The sequence below is a fragment of the Streptomyces sp. NRRL S-646 genome, assembly GCF_000720765.1.
Classification (GTDB): domain Bacteria; phylum Actinomycetota; class Actinomycetes; order Streptomycetales; family Streptomycetaceae; genus Streptomyces.
In genome coordinates this window covers 268,748-289,442 of record NZ_JODC01000001.1, presented here as the reverse complement: position 1 = coordinate 289,442, position 20,695 = coordinate 268,748, and the positions used below count along the sequence as shown (strand labels likewise).

Here is a 20,695-nt window from a genome sequence, read left to right as displayed (position 1 = left end):
GAACGAGATCGATCTGGTCAGCCGCGTGCTCACCCACCGCCCACTGTGTGCTCGCCGTGGACGACTCCCGGCTTCGACCACCGGGGGCATCGCGGACAGTCTCGCCGAGGCGGGTGACGCGACCGGCACCGGCTTGGCCCCAGGTCGACCTGCTCCACGGAGCCGCTTGTGCCCGCACCGGCTACCCGCCGAGCAGATCGGCGAGTTGGGTGCGGGAGCTGATGCCGAGCTTGGGGAACGCCCGGTAGAGGTGGTGCCCCACCGTGCGCGGGCTCAGTAGCAGCTGGGTGGCGATCTCCCGGTTTGTCGCGCCGGCCGCGGCGAGCCGCACGACCTCGCGCTCCTGCGGACTCAGCCGCGCGATCGGCGAGTCCGCGGCGAGCGCCGGGTCGTGGTGCTCGCCCGCCGCCCGCAGCTCGGTCCGGGCCCGCCGCGCCCACGGCTGCGCGCCCACCCGGTCGAAGCGCTCAAGCGCGGCGCGCAGCCGGTCGCGCGCGTCGAGCTTGCGGCGCTGTCGGCGCAGCCACTCACCGTAGAGCAGCTCGGTGCGGGCCCGCTCGAAGCTGTCGTCGGCCGGGTGCAGGTCGAGCGCGGCGAGGTAGTGCTTCTCGGCTCGGGGAGTCGGTGCGGTCAGGGCCCTGCAGCGGCGGGACTGCGCGCTGACCGCGGGCTGCCGGAGGGCGTCCGCACAGGCCGCGAGGGCTTCCGCGGGCGCCTTCGCCCGCTCCGGGTGGCCTGCCCGCACGGCGGCCTCGACCAGGTCGGGCATCAGGTGGCGGGCCATCAGCGGGTGACCGACGGAGTCCCGTGCCGCCTCCAGCCGGTCCAGCGCCCGCTGGGCCTGCCCGGAGCCGAGGTCGAGCAGGCCCAGAGCCCAGAGCGCGTCTGCGGTGCCCCGGCCGACGCCCCGTGGACGGGTGTACTCCAGGGCCAGGTCAACGAGTTGACGGGTGCGGTCCTCCTCACCGCGGGCGGCGGCCAGCACGGCGAGCAGGGCGCGCAGGTGGGCGACCCGGTGGTCGAGGTCGTAGTAGTCGGCGAGCCGGAGCGCCTCGGCTGCGTGCGCCCGGGCCTCGTCGCGCCGGCCGAGCGCGAGCTCGACCTGGGCGAGCAGGTGCAGCGTGGTGGGCAGCCAGCCGCCGACGCCGCGGTCGCGGCAGTGCGCCACGGCGGCGGAGGCGACCTGGTGCGCGGTCGCGTGGTCGGCGAGCAGGTGACAGTAGTGCCCGGTCATCAGCCGGTCCATCAGGCCGACTTGGGCGCGGCCGCAGGCGGCTACCAGCTCGCGGAGCGGCCGCTGCGCGCCGCGTACTGCTCGGACGCCGAGGACAGTGGGCACGCCATCCGTGGCGGCCTCCCCGTCCTCGCGCGGGCCGGGCGCCGCGTCGGCGAAGAGCTGAGCCGGCACCGCGAGGACCGGCAGACCGGGCGCGCGGGCCGCGATCTCGGCGATCAGCGTCGCGTCCCCCGCGGCGAACGCCGCGTGCAGGGCGTCCGTCAGCAGCACGGGGAGCTTGTCGGGGTGCTCCGTGGCGGTCGCGTCCGCGCCCTCGGCGAGGATCCGGGCGGCTCGCGCCGGGCTGCCGAAGCCGAGCTCGACCACGGCCCGCACCCGGGCGAAGTCCGCCGCGATGCCGGGGTCCTGCAGTGGCTGCGGCACCTGGTCGGCGAGGGCGCCGCAGCGCTCGTCCTGTCCGGCCTCGCTGGCGCGCTGCGCCGCGCCGATCAGGCGCCTCGCCCGCAGCACCGGGTCCACGGTCAGCTGCGCGGCCCGCTCATAGGCGGCGGAGGCCGACGCCATCGCCTGCCGACTGCCCGCCCACTCGGCGACTCGCTCCAGCTCCGCAGCCACCCGCTCGTCCGGCCCAGTCGCTGCCGCGGCCAGGTGCCAGGCCCGGCGGTGCGCGTGCTCGGCGCCATCCAGCGTCTCCGCCAACGCCCGGTGCGCCGCGATCCGCTCGGCGAGCGGCGCGCGCCGGTAGGCGGCGAACCGGACCAGCGGATGCCGGAAGCGCAGCCCCACGCCGGACACGGCCACCAGCCCGGCCCGCTCGGCGGGCGCCAGATCCTCGACCGACCCCCCGGACCGGGCCGCCGCCGCCAGCACAGCGGCAAGGTCCCCGGTATCGTCCGCGGCGGCCACCGTGAGGATCCGACGGCTGGCCTCGGGCAGCCGGCGGATCTGCTCAGCAAGCGTCTCCTGCAGCTGGCTCGGCAGCATCGACGGCGCCTCCGGCAGCGCCAGCGACCCCAGTTGACCGGACCGCTGCGCCGGGGTGAGCGCTGCGGACAGCTCCCGCAGCGCCAGCGGATTGCCTTGCGCCTGGTCGATGATCCGCTCGACGACGTACGGCGCGAGCCCGGGCAGCAGCGCCGCGGCCGCAGTCCGGTCTATGCCGGTGACGTGGAGCCGGGGCAGCGCCCGCGCCGTGCTGCCGGGCGAGTCGCCGCGGGCGGCGAAGAGCATCGCGACGCCCTCGGCGCGCAGCCTGCGGGCGGCGAACGCCAACACGTCCGCGGACGGCTGGTCCAGCCACTGCAGGTCGTCAACCAGGCAGAGCAGGGGCATCTCGGTGGCGGCCTCGGCGAGGAGGGACAGCGCGGCGAGGGCGACGGTCAGCCGGTCCCGCACCGGCGCGTCGGCGAGGCCGAAGACCGAGCGCAGCGCCTGGGCCTGCGGGGCGGGCAGCCGGTCGAGCATCTGAAGGACCGGCAGGAAGAGCTGGTGCAGTCCGCTGAAGCCCAGCTCCATCTCGGACTCGATACCCTCGACGCGCAGCACCCGCAGGCCCTCCGCGCGGGCGGCGGCGTACTCGAGGAGCGCGGTCTTGCCGATGCCCGCCTCGCCCTGCAGCAGCAGGGCGCCGCTCTCACCGCAACGGGCGTCGGCGAGCATCAGCTCGATCCGCCGCAGCTCCTCGTCGCGTCCCTGCATCTGCCCCCCGCGGATCCGCCAACCCGGCCACCGACGGGCCTCGTTGATCATCACTGTACGCGGACCGGGCGGGACGGACCGGGGATGATCCCGAGGGCGGACCGGGCGCTGCGACCGCCGCGCCTACGGCTGTCGCTCCTGCTCAGCCACCGGCGCCGACCAGATCATCCGGATCTCCGTAGTCCGGTAGCCGGCCCGGGCGAAGGCCGCCGCCATCGGCGCGTTCCCGGTGTCGGTGGTGGCGGTGATCAGCTCGGCGCCCGCCTCCGCATGGCTCCGGGTGACCTCGGCCAGCAGGTCGTCCACATAGCCGCGGCCGCGGAACTCGGGCAGCACGCCAAGGAATCCGACGTTCCGGGCGTAAGGCGTTGCGGAGGGGATCGCCAGTCCGGCGAGCCGCCCGTCGGGGCCGTAGGCCAGCCGCCACCACTCCCGCTCGCCCGGGCAGCCGAGGTAGAACTCCAACTCCTCCCGGGCGGCCGCCTCGACGCCCATCGCGGCGACGTTCCGGCGGGTCTCGTCATCCAGGCTGCCGACCGCGATCCGCCGGAACATCCCGAGGAACTCCTCGTCGGAGGCCGGGGCGAAGGTGAGCCGGTTCCCGGGCTTCGGCAGCACATCGCCGGCCGCCCACTCCAGCCGCAGCCGCTCCACCTCGTGACTGAGGCCGGCGGCCCGCGCGGCGGTCCGGCGCCAGGCCACCGCGTCCGCCGCCGCCGGGTCGTCGCGCCACCCGACCGGCAGCGTCAGGTTGTACAGCGGCGGCTTCGGCGCGCCCGCGTCGGCGAACGCCCGCAGCCCGGCGGTGAGCAGCCGGGTCGCCACCTGGGCCCGGTCGCCCGCCGCCGGGTCGACATGCAGACAGTCCAAGGCGACCGGGTGGGCTCTGTCCGCGCGGCCCCACCACAGGGCACGGGCCAGCAGCCGCCCGTCGTCGTCCTCGGCGAGCCAGGTCCACTCCGGCCGGTACATCCCTTTCCCGAGCTCGTCCCGGTAGCGGTCGGCGTCGATCCAGCCGACGGGCTCGGGGACTGTCACCGCGGCGACGCGGTCGACCTCGGCCCCGGTCGTGGGTCGAAACAGCATCAGTGCTCCTGGCGTTGGACGTAGCTGGTCAAGGTGGTGCCGGTGAGGAAGACCCGGGATTCGCAGAGCTGCCAGTCGGCGGGGGCGAACGGAGCGCGGAAGAGTGGGATGCCGCTGCCGAACACCACCGGGTAGCGCTTCACTACCAGTTGGTCGATCTCCCCGAGCAACTGCCCGGCGATGCCGGCCCCGCCGCACAGCCAGATGCCGGCGCCCGGCTGCCTCTTGAGGCCACGAACGAACTCCACCGGGTCCCCCGACACCACCTCCACCTCCGGGTCGGTCCGGGTCAGGGTGGAGGAGAAGACGTACTGCCGCAGGTGCGGATAGGGGCTGGTGACCCCGATCCGCAGGGCGGGCTCGTAGGTGGCGCGGCCCATGAGGATCGTGTCGAAGACCTTGTTGGGCACGTCGGCGAGACCCAGCGCCTCGCGGGCGTGGGCGGGGATCGTCTCGGGGTACTCGCTGAGGATCGCGTCCTTGAGATCGCCGTCGAATCCGGAGGAGTCGGTCTCCCCGTCCGGTCCGGCGATGAAGCCGTCGAGGCTGCAGCCGATGTAGTAGGTGAGCTGGCGCATGGGCGGCCTTTCCTTTGTTGCTGGGTGACCGTCGGGCTCTGGGCGACCGACGAGGACGACCCGAACTTAGGCCGCGGTCGCCTTCCCGGGCATCGGTCACAGCGACCCAATGTGTCGACTCCGACCTGCCGACCATACGGTTCCGACGCGGCATCGGCAGACAGTTCCCTCACGGGCCTCAGAGGGAAAATCCCAGGTCAGATTCCTGTAGCCCTTCGCATGACATCTGCTTCTCCAGAACACACGTCACGCTGGGAGAGGCATCCTGGTCGAACGGAAGCAGTCCAGCGCCGCCTGAAATCATGCGCGATTGTCGCCTGCTGCCCGGGCTCACGTACGGGACTGGACCGTGATCACGGAGCAGGCTACTGGCATGAGATCTCGAACGGGTGGCATGTGGTGGGGAACGACGATCGAGGCACAGGAACCCAGCGGTCTGGCCAAGTTCTACGCTGAGCTCCTCGGGTGACATATCGGACACGAGGAGCCCGGAACGGCCATCGTCGCTGTCTCCCCGCAAGGACCGTTCTTCGTGTTCCAGCAGGCGGACGGCTATCGGAGTCCGGTCTGGCCTCCGATCGACGGGGAACAGCGCCCGATGATGCACTTCGACTTCCAGGTCGGCGACCTGGACTCGGCCGTCGTCGAGGCAGTCGCCTTGGGAGCCACCGTGGCCGAGTTCCAGCCGCAGGAGAAGGTCCCGGTGATGTTCGACCCCGCCGGACACCCCTTCTGCCTGTGCTTTGATCAAGCATGATCGGCTGTACCTGACTCGGATCAGATACCGGCCCAGGCCCGAAACGTCCGAACCGTCCCGCGATCCACAACTCTTGACAATTGCTCGGCCACACCGGCGGTTGCTCTTTGGCAGCAGCGGCTCCAGTACCGCCGGCAAAGTCTGCCCAGGGGCGCTACGACCGCCTCCTCCGCACCGGCGCGGAGGCTGAAACTCAAGTCAGAGCCTGTTCCTGACACTCCCATCGGGAGCTCCGGCGGAGGCCTGTGGGTCGTTGTCGCTGCGCGCTGAAGGCCACCATTTCGATCCTCGTCGAAAAGCTGGATCGCCCCGCTTGAGCGCCTGCAGAGTAGTGCTCGCCTCAGACGCAGCGAGATCTGTCGACACCGGCGGTGAAGCGGTTCGTGTGCGCTCTTTCCGCGGGGACAACTGCGGGGATTGTGAAGGCGATCGGACAGTCCTGGCGTGAAATGCCTGCATATCCCCTCAGGGTCGATGGCTTCGTCCCGCGTGCCATGGGGTGTCAATCGCCGGTGTGGGAGGGGGCGGAACGCTTGGAGAACGGATGGGTGAGTGGACAGCATCTTCTCAGGTGAAGGGCATTCCATCGGCGGGTTCCTCCGCGAACGCTGGACCGAAATGTGCGACGGGCTCGGCCTGCCGCAGGCCATGAGCGGGCCTGTGACGGACCAGGTCCACGATCTTCTGCGGCCATGGGCCGACAGGCCCGTCGGGCAGGTCTGCCCGTTCCCCTCGTACGTCGCCGGCGACGGTTTCCCCGCAGAAATGTCGGTGAAGTGGTCCCAGGGGAGACCGGAATTGCGCATCTTGTTCGAGGCGCTGGGCGCCAACAGGCCCGTCACCGCGGCTTCCAACCGGACCGCCGCGGCGGCGCTGACGGACCGGTTGGCCGGGGAGCCGCTGGTCAGTCTCGACCGCTACGGGAAGGTAGCCGATGTGTTCGCGCCGGGCGCCGGCCCGGGGACAGTGCCAGTACCCGTGTGGCACTCCCTGGCCTGGCAGCCAGGGCAACCTCCGGCCTTCAAGATCTATTTCGGGCTGTACGCCGTGTCCCTGCAGGAACGTTACGCTCTGGTGAGCGAGGCGATGGAACGCCTCGCGATGGGCGCCGCGTGGGCCGATACCTGCGCACGGGTGGCCCGAGGGACACAGGCGGACGGAGCCGAGCGCGAACTGGAGTTCTTCGCCCTCGACCTGGACACCAGCGCGCGGGCTCGGGCCAAGGTCTACTACCGCAACCACACCAGCAGCGTCGCGGTCCTTGAACAGATGGCCTCGCTCGCCCGGGCCCATGAACCGGACAGGGCTCGCTCGGCTTTCCGGACTCTGCTCGGCGCAGGCCCCGAAGCCGCCGGGAAAGCCCCGCTGACCTGCTTGGCCTTTCGGCCGGACGCCGCATGCGCCGACGAGTCGACCACCTACTTCCGGGTGTCGAGTTTCACCGCGTCCGATGAGGAAGCCGCGGCCAGGATCGGCGCACTGATGGTGCACGAGGGCCTCGACTCACAACGTCACCACGCCCTCCTGCACGCCGTGGCGCCACGGCCCCTGAACCAGATCCGGGGCCTCCAGGAGCTGGTCAGCTACCGCTCGCTCGGCCACGACGGCGATGTGTCCGTCTACTTCAGGTTTCCGGTCTACCCCCTTCAGGCCGCCCAGCCCAGCCCGCCGCCACAGCCGTCCCATAGCACCCTCCTGGAGGACGAATCCCTATGACCACCATGCCCGCGCCCCTACGCGAAGTCGCCGACAGGAACGAACAGCACGTCCGCGACTACCGCGCCAGTGACCTGATCGTCCTGCTGGAGGACCCCACAACGCCGTCAGCCACCAAGGACGCCGTACTGGCACACGTGGCACCGTGGTCGGACGCGTTCCAACGGATGATCAGTGCCCGGGTCGCGTTCGAGACCGACCCCCAGCTCAAGGAACTCGCCCTGGAGCACCAGGAGGAGGAGCTCGGCCACAACGACATCCTGGCGGACAGCCGCCGCACCAGCCGCACCGCCGGCTGGGACCCGGTCGTCGAAGCCGGAGCCGCCTGGTTCGTCGACCAGTTCCGCACCCTGCCCGGACTGCAGCGTGTCGTCCTGGCCCACCTCGTGCTGGAGGCCGGCAGCCTCACCTTCAGTAACGCCGGCTCCCTGGCATTCCCCGGCAACGCCTACTTCGCGCTGCACGACGAAGCGGACGAGGAGCACATCGAGATGGGCTACCGTCTGCTCTCCGAGCGCCAGGAGTGGCAGCTCGGCGAGGTCACTGAACTCCTTGACCGCGCCTGGCAGATCATCACCATGGTCTCCGACCGGATCGCCGAGCTGGCGCGCCGCGACACCGTCGCCCCAGCATGAGCACGTTCCCCCAGGAGGCCCTCGACGCAGGCTCCGCCACAAGGATCGCCGAACGCTGCGCGAGGCTGTTCCGGCAGGCCCTCGGCAGCCGCCTCATCGCGGCCTACGCCCTGGGAAGCCTTGCGCACGGAGGGTTCGCACCCGCCGTCAGCGACATCGACCTCGGACTGGTCCTGACGGACCGCCATCACGACGACGACCGGACCATCCACCGTGTAACCCGCGACCTGCAGGAGAAGGACGGCTCCCACCAGCGGCTGTCGGTATTCTGGAGCTCTCTGGCGGCCCTGCGCACGAACCGGGACGACGGCAGATTCCCAGCCGTCGACCGGCTCGACCTCAAGAACAGCGGCGTGCTGCTCCTGGGCAAGGATGTACGCCAGGACGTGAAACAACCGGGCGCCGATACGCTGCTGACCGACAGTGTCCGTTTCGCGCTGGAGATGCTCGCGACGGGCCCCGTACTGGCCGAGTTCCACAACCCCGCGCGCCTGGCGAACGACATCAGGCGGTTCACCAAGGCTGTGCTGCTCCCCCTCAGGTTCCTCTACACCGCCGCCACTGCGGATCCCGGATCCACCGACGACGCGATCCGTCACCACCTCGCACACTCCTCACCGGTAGCCGAGGAGCTCGTCCGTGCCGCGACGGACGCACGCCACGGACGGCCGGCCTCCGCAGAGCACCTCACCGAACTCCTCCACGCCGAGCTCGTTCCGCTCTACCTCCACTACATCGACAGCTGCCTTCCCAGACTGACTCCCGCAGACGGCGACCTGCCACAAAGCCTCAACCACTGGCGCGCACGACTCCTGGACCGGTACAACCCACACCCCGCACACCGACCTCCACGGCACGACCTCCCAGATCAGGGCCTTGGACACACGGCAGGCACCTCACCAGCTCCACCGTGACCCCCGGCCCGGGTGAAAGCCGCATGCAGAGAGATGTGGCTCTCCCCTTCGTTCACGAGCGTGCGATCCCGCAGGAAGGCGAGATCTGCCATCAGATACACCGGCGAAACGTGGGTGGCCGGGCCAACGGTCGGGTCGGATTCGTGGACCGGCTGCCAGAACAGGGTCCATCGAGGCGAACAGCCTGGTCCCGTCATCGAGGTTGTGCAGGTGCGTCAACGGACCACCGTCGCTCATGATGGAAAGGGAGCCGAACCACGCTCGGAGTTCACGTCTGCAGAGGTGAGCAAAGCCATGAAGGTGGGAGTGCTGACCGGCGGCGGCGACTGTCCCGGTCTCAATGCCGTGATCCGCAGCGTCGTCCGCAAGGGCGTCCAGGAGTACGGCTTCGACTTCGTCGGTCTGCGCGACGGCTGGCTCGGTGCGCTGCGGGGCAACGTGGTGCCACTGGGCATCCCCGAAGTGCGCGGGATCCTTCCCCGCGGGGGCACCATCCTCGGCTCCTCCCGCACCAACCCGTTCAAGCACGAGGACGGGGTGCAGCGCATCCAGGAGACCCTGGCCGCGCACGATGTGGACGCGCTCGTCGTGATCGGCGGCGAGGACACGCTCGGTGTGGCCACCCAACTGAGCCGCCACGGGATCGATCTGGTGGGCGTGCCGAAGACCATCGACAACGACGTGTCCGGTACGGACTACACCTTCGGCTTCGACACGGCCGTCGGGATCGCGACGGAGGCGATCGACCGTCTGCACACCACTGCCGAGTCGCACATGCGAACCCTGGTGGTGGAGGTGATGGGCCGGCATTCCGGGTGGATCGCGCTGCAGGCCGGTGTGGCGGGCGGAGCCAACGTGATCCTCGTGCCGGAGCGGCCCTTCGACATCGACCAGGTGTGTGCATGGGTGAAGAGCCGGTTCAGGATCAACTACGCGCCGATCGTCGTGGCGGCCGAGGGGGCCGTACCCAAGGACGGACGGATGATCCTCAAGGACCGGACACTGGACGAGTTCGGCCATGTTCGACTGTCGGGCATCGGCGAGTGGCTGGCCCAGGAGATCGAGGAGCGCACGGGCACGGATGCCCGCACCACGGTCCTCGGTCACATCCAGCGCGGCGGCACCCCCAGTGCCTTCGACCGCTGGCTGGCCACGCGCTTCGGACTGCACGCCGTCGACGCGGTCAATGACGGTGACTTCGGCAAGATGGTGGCTCTGCGCGGCACCGAGATCGTCCGCATTCCCCTCGCCGAGGCCACCGCGCACACCAAGCTGGTGAATCCGTCGCTGTACGACGAGTTCCAGGTGTTCTTCGGCTGAGTTCCTGCCCGGTCAGCCGGTGTGCGGGACGACCGCCACCGGACAGCGGGAGTGGTGCAGCACAGCGTGGGCGACCGGTCCCAGCCGGCCCTCGGGCGCCCGCGGATCGGTGCGGCGGCCCACCACGAGCCGCTCCGCTTGGCGAGATGCGTTCAGAAGTGCTTGCGCGGGATGCAGCAGGACCACATCGCCGCGGGCTGTCACCTGCGGATACTTGTCCTGCCACACGCGCAGGGCATCTGAGAGCCGCAGGACTTCCTGGTCCTCCCAGCCGGCGCGGTCCTCCCCGGTCACGAACAGCGTGCGGGGGGACACGGCCTCGGCGGGAAAAGCCCAGGCCTGCACGGCCCGCAGGCGCGCCCCACGCGCGTCGGCGGCTGCGAACGCGAAATCGGCCACCTCACCGGCCGGGCGGTGCGCGTCCAGGCCCACCACCACCGCGGCATCACCTGGCGCCCCTGTCCCGTCCCCGAAGCCCCTGGCGGGCTGTGCGGGGATCACCACGACGGGGCAAGTGGCTGCTGCCGCCGCCCGAAGGGCCACCGAGCCGATCGCGAGCCCGTCGAAGCCTCCGGAGCCCCGCGCACCGACCACCAGGAGCCCGGCGCTGCGCGCAGCGGCGAGCAGTGCCACAGCCGGGCCGTCGGCGGTCAGCTCTCCCTGCACCTGGAGGTCCGGGTGCCGGGCGGCGAGGCCGGCGATGGCCCGCTGGAGCATGCGCTCCCCCACGTGGTGCAGCGTTTCCACGGCCGAGGCCGGGACCGTATCGCCCGGAAGCGGTGGGGAGGCATGCACGAGACGCAGCGGAACGTCACGCAGCGCCGCTTCCCGTGCGGCCCAGTCGGCCGCTTCCAGGCTGCGTTCGGACCCGTCGATGCCCACCATGACAGGGAGACTCATGTCGTCCTCCTTCGCCCGCCGTGCACCCCGGCGGACGGATCCGGCAACCCCCGTGACCGCTCTTCCACTGTTCCACGGCGGCTCCCGGCGGTCCTGGCGAGAGACCGTCCTGCCCTCAGCTGCCACGGGCCCCGGTCATCCGGTCATCTTCTTCCGCCACTGGGGGCCGACGCGCTCCCATTCGGCCTCCCAGGCGCGCATGCGGCGCCGGTCGAGCAGGTGCCGTGTCAGCCGTCCGCAGCCCAGGGCCACGCAGCTGGTCACCGCTGCGGCCAGCGCGCCCGTCAGTGCCGACTGCACGCGCGCTTCCCCCTCGGTGGGAGGCCGGGGGGTCAACTCGCCCCGGCGGTCGGTCCACACGGTGACCGAGGTGCCCGCGGTGCTGCTCGGGTCGACCCTTGTCAGGCCGGTGTGCGTGGTCCCGTCGGCGGCCGTCCAGCGCACCTTTCCCCACACCGTGTCACCACCGTCCGTCGACACGTACGCGGTCCTGTCCGCGTTTCGGGTGAGTTCGGCCGGCACGGCGTGCACGGCAGCCCGTCGCGCGGCGAGACTGTCCTGCATGGCCGCATCCGCCGCAATACCGGCGAACAGGCCGCCCACCAGGGCGATGATCCAGGTGGCCAGGACGATCCAGGCCTCCACGACGTCGCTGTGCCGACGCAGGGGATTGTTCCGCCACCGCCAGAACCGCACCTTCATCGACCGGGTGGGACGCGTCAGTGCCATGGCCCGACACCCCTTTGCCTCTCGACTCGAAGATCTCCCGTGCGGTGACTGCACCTCCTCGTGCCTCGCGCCGACGCGGCGGACGTCCGGAGGGACGTCGCCTTCTTCCAGGCTCGGTCACGGCGGCCGGGAACGCATGGGCCGATCGGTCCCTGTCGAGAAGTTCCTGCTCAGCCGCTCCAGGTCCAGTCCGCGACCTCCGGCAGGTCGGTGCCGTGGATGCGGATCCAGTCGTGGTGGCGCAGGCGCGCGTCCTCCATGCGCTGGCGCACGGCCGCTGCGCGCACGGCCAGCTCGGGCACGCGGTCGATGACGTCCGTGACCAGCCGGTAGCGGTCCAGGTCGTTGCGGACGACCATGTCGAACGGCGTGGTCGTGGTGCCGGACTCCTTGTAGCCGCGCACGTGCAGGTTCTGGTGGCCGGTGCGCCGGTAGGCGAGCCGGTGGATCAGCCACGGGTAGCCGTGGTAGGCGAAGATCACCGGCTTGTCCTTGGTGAACAGGCCGTCGTACTCGAAGTCGCTCATGCCGTGCGGGTGCTCCTCGCGGGGCATCAGGCGGGCTATGTCGACGACGTTGACCACGCGGACCGCGAGACCCGGCAGGTGCCGGCGCAGCAGCTGGGCGGCGGCCAGCACCTCCTGGGTGGGGATGTCACCGGCGCAGGCGAGGACGACGTCCGGCTCGCCTCCGTTCTCGGTGCCCGCCCACTCCCAGATGCCGGCTCCGCGTGCGCAGTGGGCGCGGGCCTGGTCCATCGACAGCCAGTCGAAGCAGGGCTGCTTGCCGGCCACGATCACGTTCACGTAGTCCCGGCTGTGCAGTGCGTGGTCCGTGACGGACAGCAGCGTATTGGCATCCGGTGGCAGGTACACGCGTACGACCTCGGGGCTCTTGTTGAGGACGTGGTCGACGAAGCCGGGGTCCTGGTGGGAGAAGCCATTGTGGTCCTGGCGCCACACGTGCGAGGTGAGCAGGTAGTTGAGGGAGGCGATCGGTGCGCGCCACGGCAACTGCCTGGACGTCTTCAGCCACTTGATGTGCTGGTTGACCATCGAGTCGACAATGTGCACGAAGGCCTCGTAGCAGGAGAACAGGCCGTGCCTGCCGGTGAGCAGATAGCCCTCCAGCCAGCCCTGGCAGGTGTGTTCGGAGAGGATCTCCATCACGCGGCCGTGCCGGTCGAGGTGTTCGTCGACCGGGAGGTGCTGGGCCTGCCAGGCCTTGCCGCTGGCGTCGATGACGGCCTGCAGCCGGTTGGAGGCGGTCTCGTCGGGGCCCACGACCCGGAAGTCGCGGCGGGCCGAGGTGTCGTGCATGACCTGTGCGAGGAGGTCGCCGAGGATCCGGGTGGGCTCGTGCAGGGTCGCGCCGGGCTTGTCGACGGGCACGGCGAACCGGTCGAGGGACGGGACGGGCAGGTCGCGCACGAGCAGGCCGCCGTTGGCGTGCGGGGTGGCGCCCAGACGCCTGACCCCCTCGGGGACGCAGGCCAGGGCGTCGGCGACCGGCCGACCGTCGGCGTCGAACAGATCCTCCGGGTGGTACGAGCGCAGCCACGCCTCCAGCTGCCGCAGGTGCTCCGGGTTCTCGCGTACGCCGGCCAGCGGCACCTGGTGGGCACGCCAGGTGCCCTCGACCGGCACCCCGTCGACCTCGGCAGGGCCGGTCCAGCCCTTGGGGGTGCGCAGCACGATGACCGGCCAGTGCGAGCGTTCCGCCACGCCGCCCTTGCGGGCAGACTGCTGCAGCGCTGCGATGCGGTCCAGCGCGTCGTCCATCGCCCCCGCCATCGCGCGATGGACGGTGGCCGGGTCGTCGCCGCTGACATGGATCGGCGCATGGCCGTAGCCGCGCAGCAGCTCGTCGAGCTCGTGCTCGGGCAGCCGGGACAGCACCGTCGGGTTGGCGATCTTGTAGCCGTTGAGATGGAGAATCGGCAGCACGGCTCCGTCGTGGACCGGGTCGAGGAACTTGTTGGAGTGCCAGGAGGCGGCCAGCGGTCCGGTCTCCGCCTCGCCGTCGCCGATCACGCAGGCGACCAGCAGATCCGGATTGTCCAGGGCCGCCCCGTAGGCGTGAGAGAGCGAGTATCCCAGTTCACCACCCTCGTGGATCGAGCCGGGGGTCTCCGGCGCCACATGGCTCGGCACGCCGCCGGGGAAGGAGAACTGGCGGAACAGACGCTCCATGCCGGCCCCGTCCCGGCCGACGTCCGGATACGTCTCGCTGTAGCTGCCCTCCAGCCAGGAGTTGGCCAGCACGGACGGTCCGCCGTGGCCCGGGCCCCAGATGCACAGGGCGTCGATGCCCCGGGCCTTGATGACGCGGTTGAGGTGGGTGTAGACGAGATTCAGACCGGGCGAGGTGCCCCAGTGGCCGAGCAGCCGCGGCTTGATGTGCTCGGGCAGCAGCGGTTCGCGCAGCAGCGGGTTGGTCATGAGGTAGATCTGTCCGGCGGACAGGTAGTTGGCGGCACGCCAGTGCGCGTCCAGGGTGCGCAGTTCGTCGTCGGTCAGTACGGTGCTGCTGTTCTGGTGTTCGACCTTGGGCATCAGGGGCTCCGGAAGTCATCGGCGTAGGTCAACGGGGCAGTGGAGGCGGCAATGGCCGGCAAGAAGGCGGCGAAGGTGCCGCGCGAGACGTACGAGAAGGAACTGCTGCGCCTGCAGACGGAGTTGGTGAAGCTGCAGGAGTGGGTGCGCGCGGAGGGCGCCCGCCTCGTCGTCGTCTTCGAGGGACGGGACGCGGCCGGCAAGGGCGGCACCATCAAGCGGGTCGCCGAACACCTCAACCCCCGCGTCGCCCGGATCGCGGCCCTCCCGAAGCCGACCGAGCGCGAACGCACCCAGTGGTACTTCCAGCGGTACATCGAGCATCTGCCGGCCGCCGGGGAGATCGTGCTGTTCGACCGGTCCTGGTACAACCGGGCCGGGGTCGAGCATGTGATGGGCTTCTGCACCAAGGAGGAGTACCAGCTCTTCCAGCGGCAGTGCCCGATCTTCGAGCGGATGCTGGTGGAGGCCGGGATCGTGCTGCGCAAGTACTGGTTCTCGGTGAGCGACACCGAACAGCAGGAGCGCTTCCGGCGCCGGCTCGAGGACCCGCTGCGGCGCTGGAAGCTGTCGCCCATGGACCTGGAGTCGATCACCCGCTGGGAGGCGTACTCCCGGGCCAAGGACGAGATGATGGTGCACACCGACATCACCGAGGCACCGTGGTTCGTCGTGGAGAGCGACGACAAGCGCCGGGCACGACTCAACATGATCGCCCATCTGCTGGATTCGGTGCCGTACCACGATGTGCCGCCCCCGGTGCTGGAGCTGCCGGACCGTCCGGACTCGACCGGCTACCGGCGCTCGCCACGTGACCTGCAGACCTACGTCCCCGATCACGCGGCGAACCTGTAAGCCGGTCACGGCCCTCACGCCCGCTGCGGTACGACGGCGACCGGGCAGGCCGAGTGGTGCAGCACCGCGTGGGCGACCCGGCCGAGCTGGAGCCCGAACCGCCCCTCGCGCCGCTTGGCCCCCACGACCAGCAGGTCGGCGCCGTGCGAGAGGTCCGCCAGGACCCTGCGGGCGTGGCCCTCAACGGTGCGGCGGTGCACGTCGGCGTCCGCCGGCACGTCGAGCAGCGCCTTCTCCAGCGCGGCCACGGCCCGCTCCTCGTGCAGCCGGGCGGGTTCCCCGGCCATGAGCGGGTGGTCGGTGCTCTCGTGCGCGGGGCACCGCCAGGCTCGTACGGCCTCCAGGCGCGCCCCGCGGCGGCGCGCCTCGTCGACGGCGAAGCGCACGGCCGACGACTCGGCCCCGTCCTCGCCGACGCCGAGGAGGACACGGTGGTGGGTGCCCGGCACCGCCTGCTTGTCGTGGCTGCCGCGCAGCACGATCACCGGGCAGTCGGCGTGCGCGGCCACGGACAGACTGACGGAACCGAGCAGAAACTCCGCGACGCCGCTGCGGCCACGGCTGCCCACCACCAGCGCGGAGGCCTGACGCCCCTCGTGCACCAGGGCGTACTCGGGCTCCTCCGGCAGCACCACCCGCGTCACCTTCAGGTCCGGATGGCGGTTGTGGGCCCGCCGGGCCGCGAGCTCGACGACGTCCTGGGCGAGCACGGCCTCGGACGGCTTCCCGAGGTCCGTGGCGAGGGCGGTGCCCTCGTAGCGCTCCCACAGCGAGGCGTACACGGCCCGTAGCTCCACTCCGCGCAGCACGGCCTCGTCGGCCGCCCAGTCGACGGCACGCAGGCTCGGCTCGGAGCCGTCCACGCCCACGACCAGAGGGAGATCCATCGTCCTCACCTTCCCGTACCGAGGTCGAACACGATGCGGGCCTTGACCTGCCCGCGCAGCACCTCGTCGATGGCTTCGTTGACCGCGGCGAGCGGGCGGGTCTCGTGGATGACCCTGGTGCGGCCCGCCGCATGCAGTTGGAAGACCTCGGCGAGGTCCTGTCGGGTGCCCACGATCGAGCCGATCACCGAGGTGCCGTTCAGGACGGTGTCGAAGATCGGGACCTGGATGGTGCCGTGCGCCGGCAGTGCCACCATCACCAGCTTCCCGCCGCGCCGCAACCCGGAGTTCACGGCGGTGAACGCGGCCTCGTTCACGGCCAGGGCGATCGCCGCGTGGGCGCCGCCGTGCTGCCTCAGCACTGCGCCGACGTCCTGCTTGCGGGCGTCGATGACGAGGTCGGCGCCGAGTTCCGTGGCCAGTTCGAGCTTCTCGTCGGTGACGTCTACGGCCGCGACGGTGGCTCCGGCGATCTTCGCGTACTGGACGGCCAGGTGGCCGAGGCCGCCGATGCCGGAGATCGCGACGAGCTGGGCGGGCCGGACGCCTGCGACCTTGAGTGCCTTGTACGTGGTGACGCCGGCGCAGGTCAGTGGGGCGGCTTCGAAGGCGCCGACGCCTTCGGGCACCGGTTGCGCGAAGTCGGCCCAGGCCAGCATCTTCTCGGCGTATCCGCCGTCGCAGCCGTAGCCGGTGTTGATCTGCTGCTCGCACAGCGTCTCCCAGCCGGACAGGCAGTGCTCGCACCGCCCGCAGGCCTTCCCGAGCCACGGCACGGCGACCCGGTCCCCCACGCTCAGACGGGTGACGCCGTCGCCGAGCTTCTCGATCAGGCCGACGCCCTCGTGACCGGGCACGAACGGCGGGATGGGCTTCACAGGCCAGTCGCCGTGCGCCGCGTGGATGTCGGTGTGGCACAGCCCGGAGGCCTCGACACGGATGCGGACCTGGCCGGGGCCGGGTTCGGGGTCGGGGCGCTCCTCGATGACCAGGGGCTCGCCGAAGGCTCGTACGACCGCTGCCTTCATGGGGTCAACTCCTCAGTGATGGGCGTCAGTTGTGGGCGACGACCGCGACGGGGGCGGCGGCGTGGTGCAGGACGGCGTGCGTGACGGGGCCGATGTGGAGGCCGACCGGACCCCGGCGGATGCGGCGGCCGAAGACGACCAGCGAGGCGTCCCGGGAGGCGTCGGTCAGGTGGTCGGCGGCGCTGCCGGCCCGGGACTCCTCCACCACGTCCACGTCCGGGTACTTCTGGCGCCAGGGGCGCAGGGCCTCGGCCAGGGCGGCGGACTGCTGCCGGATGATCTCGTTGTGGTAGTCCCGGTCGGCGGCGAGGCCGTAGGTGTAGTACGGCGGCAGGTTCCAGCCGTACAGGACCCGCAGTACGGCGGAGCGCCGGGTCGCCTCGTCGAAGACGAATCCGATCACCGAGTCGTCCGGGTCGGTGGGGTCGAGGCCGAGGACGACGGGCCGGTACCCGGTGGCCGCCGAAGGGATGCCTACCGGGTCCGGCTCGTGCTCGTCGGCGGCTTGTTCGCCGGCCCGGACCAGCACCACAGGACGCCGGGCGTGTGCGAGGACGGAGTGGCCGACGGAGCCGATCAGGAACCCGCCGATGCCGCTGAGTCCGCGGGAGCCGAGCACGAGCAGTTCGGCGTCCTCGGCCTCCTTGGTCAGCACGTCGGCGGGCGGCCCGCTCAGTTGCTCCACGCTCACCTGCACTCCGGTGTGGCGCAGCCGGACGCCCTCGGCGGTCTCGCGCGGGATCCGTTCGGTCCAGTGCTGCAGCGTCTCCGGGCCGAGCAGCGGGGCCTGGGCCATGGACTGCGGCACGGGCTCCCACACATGGACGATCTTCAACGGCAGACCGCGCAGCTTCGCCTCGCGGGCCGCCCTCCCCCACTGCCTCAAAGGCGTGGGAGGTGCCCCCATCACCGCGGCGCGGCTCTCGGGCGAGCCGTCCATGCCTGCGACAACGGTGCGCACCATGATTCTGCCTCCTGGTCGGGGATCCGCTTCCAGCATCGGTTCGGGCGCTGTGGTGCTGCAGGGGCCGCATGTCCCCGGCCGGGACCGACCGGCCCAAGGCGGCCACACGGCTGAACGGCCCATTCCGCACGTCCCGTTGGGACGGCGACACTGCAGGCTCTCGCGGTAGGCGGCACCGCAGTGGATTCTTGAGGCAGGCGGCGAGAGGAGATCCATGTCGCAGGCTTCGCGGTGGCGCCGTGCGGCGCCCGGGATTGCCGCGCTGAGCGGGTACCGCCGCTCCTGGCTGCGCGGCGACCTGCTGGCCGGGGTGACGGTGGCCGCCTATCTCGTGCCGCAGGTGATGGCGTACGCAAGCGTGGCCGGCCTGCAGCCGGTCACCGGGCTGTGGGCGATCCTTCCCTCGCTCGCGCTGTACGCCGTGCTGGGCACGTCACGGCTGCTGTCGGTGGGCCCCGAGACGACGGCCGCGCTGATGACGGCCGCCGTGGTGGCTCCCCTCGCCGGTTCCGACCCGGGCCGCTACGCCACGCTGGCCACGACGCTCGCAGCCACGGTCGGTCTGCTCTGCCTGGCCGCGCGGGTGCTGCGCCTGGGCTTCGTCGCCGACCTGCTGTCCCGTCCCGTCCTGATCGGCTATCTGGCGGGTGTGGCCCTGATCATGGTCGTGGACCAGCTGACCAAGCTGACCGGGGTACCCACGACAGGCTCGACGTTCTTCCCCCAGCTGTGGTCCTTCCTACGTCACCTGGGGCAGGCCCACCCGGCCACGGTGGTGTTCTCCGCCGCCACGATCGTGCTCCTGTTCGCGGTCCGGCGATGGCTCCCTCTGGCGCCCGGACCGCTCCTGGTCCTGGTGCTGGGCACCGCGTCCGTGGCCGCCTTCGACCTGGACGTCCGACACGGCATCAAGGTGATCGGCGCGGTACCCGCGGGCCTGCCCGACTTCGCCCTGCCGGACCTCACGCAGCTGCCGGACCTGGTGCTGCCCGCCCTGGGTGTCCTCCTGGTCGCGTACACCGACTTCATTCTCACCGCCCGGGGCTTCACCGCTGCCAACGAGGACGGCTCGGAACTGGATGCCAACCAGGAGTTCCTGGCCCTCGGCGCGGCCAATCTCGGGGCCGCCTGTCTGCACGGCTTTCCGGTGAGCAGCAGCGCCAGCCGCACCGCGCTCGCCTCCTCGACGGGGGCGCGGAGCCAGGCGTACTCGCTGGTGGCAGGTCTGGTGGTCGTCGCCGTGCTGCTGTTCCTCAGCCCGCTGCTGACCCACACGCCGTCGGCCGTGCTGGGCGCGATCGTGGTGTACGCCGCCGTTCGCATGATCGACCTCGCCGGCTTTCGCCGACTGGCCTCCTTCCGGCGGCGCGAACTGCTGCTGGCGCTCGGCTGTCTGGCCGGGGTGCTGACCCTGGACATCCTCTACGGCGTGATCGTCGCCGTCGGTCTGTCCGTGGCGGAGCTGCTGAGCCGGGTGGCGCGGCCGCACGACGCCGTCGAAGGGCTGGTGCCGGGCGTCGCCGGCATGCACGACGTGGACGACTACCCGCAGGCCCGGACCATCCCGGGCCTGCTGGTCTACCGCTACGACTCCCCGCTCTTCTTCGCCAACGCGCAGGACTTCCACCGCCGGGCCCTGGCCGCGGTGGACGAACAGACCACCCCGGTCCGCTGGTTCGTCCTCAACACCGAGGCGAACGTGGAGGTGGACATCACCGCCCTGGACGCGGTCGACGAGCTGCGCCGCGAACTCACCCGCCGCGGCATCGTATTCGCCCTCGCGCGGGTGAAACAGGACCTCCTGGACGACCTGGAGGCGTACGGGCTCACCGAAGCGGTGGGCAGGGACCTGATCTTTCCGACCCTGCCGACCGCCGTGACGGCGTATCGGAAGTGGTGCCGCGAGGGCTAGGCCGGTCAGCTCTTCACGGGCGTCCGCACGACGGGCCGGCGCGCCGTCGTCCCGGTCATCCCGGTCAATGCGAACGTCCCCGTGCCCGACGGCCGCCGTGCGGCACGGCGCTGCTGCCGCAGGACCAGCGCATCCAGTGCCGCGCTGAGCACAAAGGTGACCGCCATGGCGATCACCAGGAGAACGGCGGCCTGCCGCCAGAACTCCGGAGTCAGGCTCGTACCCATGGTGTTCCCCCCTCTCCGCTCTCTCGGGTGGCTCTCTCACCGACATCGAACTGCGGGCGGGCGGGCGGCACAGCGTGCCACAGAGGCGGCGCGCACCGCCGGTCGGCCCGGTTGTGGGGCCGGGTGGCCCCTGGTCCGTTCCGGGCCGGGTGCACACGCTGGGGGTGGTAGCTCCGTACGCCTGAGTGGAGGCACGCCATGAACGCTCCCGCAACCACAAGCATGCCGCGGGCGCTGCCTGCCGAGCACCGGCAGCGGCTGATGCAGATCGCCCGGGAGGTGTCGTTCCCCGAAGGTACCCGGCTCTTCGAGGAGGGCGGTCACGCCGACCGGTTCTGGATCATCCGCACCGGCACCGTCGATCTCGACATGCGTGTGCCCGGCCGCCGGGCGGCCGTCATCGAGTCCCTCGGGCACAACGAACTGGTCGGCTGGTCCTGGCTGTTCGCCCCGTACACCTGGCATCTCGGCGCCGAGGCGGCTTCGCCGCTGCGGGCGTACGAGTTCGACGCCACGACCGTGCGGACGATCTGCCAGGAGGACCCCGTGTTCGGACGGACCGTCGCCCGGTGGGTGGGCGAGGTCGTGGCCCACCGGCTGCAAGCGGCCCGGGTGCGGCTGCTGGACCTGTACGCCCCCTACGGCAGTGGCAACGGGCGGTGAACCTGCCCGCCGCCGGGAGGACCGACGCGATCAA

General features: G+C 71.2%; 18 protein-coding genes. 8 read left to right on the top strand and 10 right to left on the bottom strand.

The window, feature by feature from the left end:
- Positions 1–181: 181 nt before the first annotated feature.
- From IH68_RS0101400 to IH68_RS0101390, 3 genes are all read right to left on the bottom strand, one after another.
- Positions 182–2,935, bottom strand: a complete 2,754-nt coding sequence (locus IH68_RS0101400; RefSeq protein ID WP_030927059.1) for a helix-turn-helix transcriptional regulator — start codon at positions 2,933–2,935, stop codon at positions 182–184.
- A 123-nt stretch (positions 2,936–3,058) separates the two neighbouring features.
- Entirely contained in the window at positions 3,059–4,021 is a 963-nt protein-coding gene (locus IH68_RS0101395) for a GNAT family N-acetyltransferase (protein WP_030927057.1), read from the bottom strand.
- Positions 4,021–4,599: a dihydrofolate reductase family protein gene (locus IH68_RS0101390; protein WP_030927055.1), complete on the bottom strand. Its 579-nt coding sequence runs from the start codon at positions 4,597–4,599 to the stop codon at positions 4,021–4,023. The genes IH68_RS0101395 and IH68_RS0101390 overlap by 1 nt, the downstream gene beginning before the upstream one ends.
- 472 nt (positions 4,600–5,071) lie before the next feature.
- On the opposite strand from IH68_RS0101390, the gene IH68_RS57670 reads away from it, so the two are divergent.
- The 5 genes from IH68_RS57670 (at position 5,072) to IH68_RS0101365 (ending at position 9,941) form a co-directional block, all read left to right on the top strand.
- Complete coding sequence (locus tag IH68_RS57670; protein ID WP_324607658.1) at positions 5,072–5,356, top strand: VOC family protein; 285 nt, start codon at positions 5,072–5,074, stop codon at positions 5,354–5,356.
- Between the two features lie 552 nt (positions 5,357–5,908).
- Entirely contained in the window at positions 5,909–7,072 is a 1,164-nt protein-coding gene (locus IH68_RS0101380) for a tryptophan dimethylallyltransferase family protein (protein ID WP_051833057.1), read from the top strand.
- Complete coding sequence (locus IH68_RS0101375; RefSeq protein WP_030927051.1) at positions 7,069–7,707, top strand: hypothetical protein; 639 nt, start codon at positions 7,069–7,071, stop codon at positions 7,705–7,707. Before IH68_RS0101380 ends, IH68_RS0101375 begins: the two co-directional genes overlap by 4 nt.
- Positions 7,704–8,621 (top strand): hypothetical protein, encoded by a 918-nt coding sequence (locus IH68_RS0101370; protein WP_051833054.1) that lies wholly within the window; start codon positions 7,704–7,706, stop codon positions 8,619–8,621. The genes IH68_RS0101375 and IH68_RS0101370 overlap by 4 nt, the downstream gene beginning before the upstream one ends.
- Before the next feature lie 294 nt (positions 8,622–8,915).
- Positions 8,916–9,941: a 6-phosphofructokinase gene (locus IH68_RS0101365; protein ID WP_030927047.1), complete on the top strand. Its 1,026-nt coding sequence runs from the start codon at positions 8,916–8,918 to the stop codon at positions 9,939–9,941.
- A 12-nt stretch (positions 9,942–9,953) separates the two neighbouring features.
- Here IH68_RS0101365 and IH68_RS0101360 read toward each other — a convergent pair whose 3' ends face one another.
- From IH68_RS0101360 to IH68_RS0101350, 3 genes are all read right to left on the bottom strand, one after another.
- On the bottom strand, positions 9,954–10,841 hold the full coding sequence (locus IH68_RS0101360; protein ID WP_030927045.1) for a universal stress protein: 888 nt from the start codon (positions 10,839–10,841) through the stop codon (positions 9,954–9,956).
- Positions 10,842–10,976: 135 nt separating this feature from the next.
- On the bottom strand, positions 10,977–11,570 hold the full coding sequence (locus IH68_RS0101355; protein ID WP_030927042.1) for a hypothetical protein: 594 nt from the start codon (positions 11,568–11,570) through the stop codon (positions 10,977–10,979).
- A gap of 170 nt (positions 11,571–11,740) precedes the next feature.
- On the bottom strand, positions 11,741–14,125 hold the full coding sequence (locus IH68_RS0101350; protein WP_030927041.1) for a phosphoketolase: 2,385 nt from the start codon (positions 14,123–14,125) through the stop codon (positions 11,741–11,743).
- Between the two features lie 51 nt (positions 14,126–14,176).
- On the opposite strand from IH68_RS0101350, the gene ppk2 reads away from it, so the two are divergent.
- Entirely contained in the window at positions 14,177–14,980 is an 804-nt protein-coding gene (ppk2, locus tag IH68_RS0101345; RefSeq protein WP_030927040.1) for a polyphosphate kinase 2, read from the top strand.
- Positions 14,981–14,994: 14 nt separating this feature from the next.
- Here ppk2 and IH68_RS0101340 read toward each other — a convergent pair whose 3' ends face one another.
- The 3 genes from IH68_RS0101340 to IH68_RS0101330 are packed head-to-tail and all read right to left on the bottom strand — an operon-like array spanning position 14,995 to position 17,859.
- Entirely contained in the window at positions 14,995–15,867 is an 873-nt protein-coding gene (locus IH68_RS0101340) for a universal stress protein (RefSeq protein WP_030927039.1), read from the bottom strand.
- Positions 15,868–15,872: 5 nt separating this feature from the next.
- A complete protein-coding gene (gene adhP / locus IH68_RS0101335) occupies positions 15,873–16,895 on the bottom strand; it encodes an alcohol dehydrogenase AdhP (RefSeq protein ID WP_030927038.1) in 1,023 nt (340 codons plus the stop codon).
- Between the two features lie 25 nt (positions 16,896–16,920).
- Entirely contained in the window at positions 16,921–17,859 is a 939-nt protein-coding gene (locus tag IH68_RS0101330) for a universal stress protein (protein WP_030927037.1), read from the bottom strand.
- A 214-nt stretch (positions 17,860–18,073) separates the two neighbouring features.
- Here IH68_RS0101330 and IH68_RS0101325 point away from each other — a divergent pair, with 214 nt between their 5' ends.
- Complete coding sequence (locus tag IH68_RS0101325) at positions 18,074–19,771, top strand: SulP family inorganic anion transporter (protein WP_030927036.1); 1,698 nt, start codon at positions 18,074–18,076, stop codon at positions 19,769–19,771.
- Positions 19,772–19,776: 5 nt separating this feature from the next.
- On the opposite strand, the gene IH68_RS49445 is transcribed toward IH68_RS0101325, so the two are convergent.
- Positions 19,777–19,998 (bottom strand): hypothetical protein, encoded by a 222-nt coding sequence (locus IH68_RS49445; protein ID WP_037884426.1) that lies wholly within the window; start codon positions 19,996–19,998, stop codon positions 19,777–19,779.
- Positions 19,999–20,196: 198 nt separating this feature from the next.
- On the opposite strand from IH68_RS49445, the gene IH68_RS0101315 reads away from it, so the two are divergent.
- The gene (locus IH68_RS0101315; RefSeq protein WP_030927035.1) at positions 20,197–20,661 is read left to right on the top strand and encodes a cyclic nucleotide-binding domain-containing protein; all 465 of its coding nucleotides are present in this window, start codon (positions 20,197–20,199) and stop codon (positions 20,659–20,661) included.
- Positions 20,662–20,695: the final 34 nt, after the last annotated feature.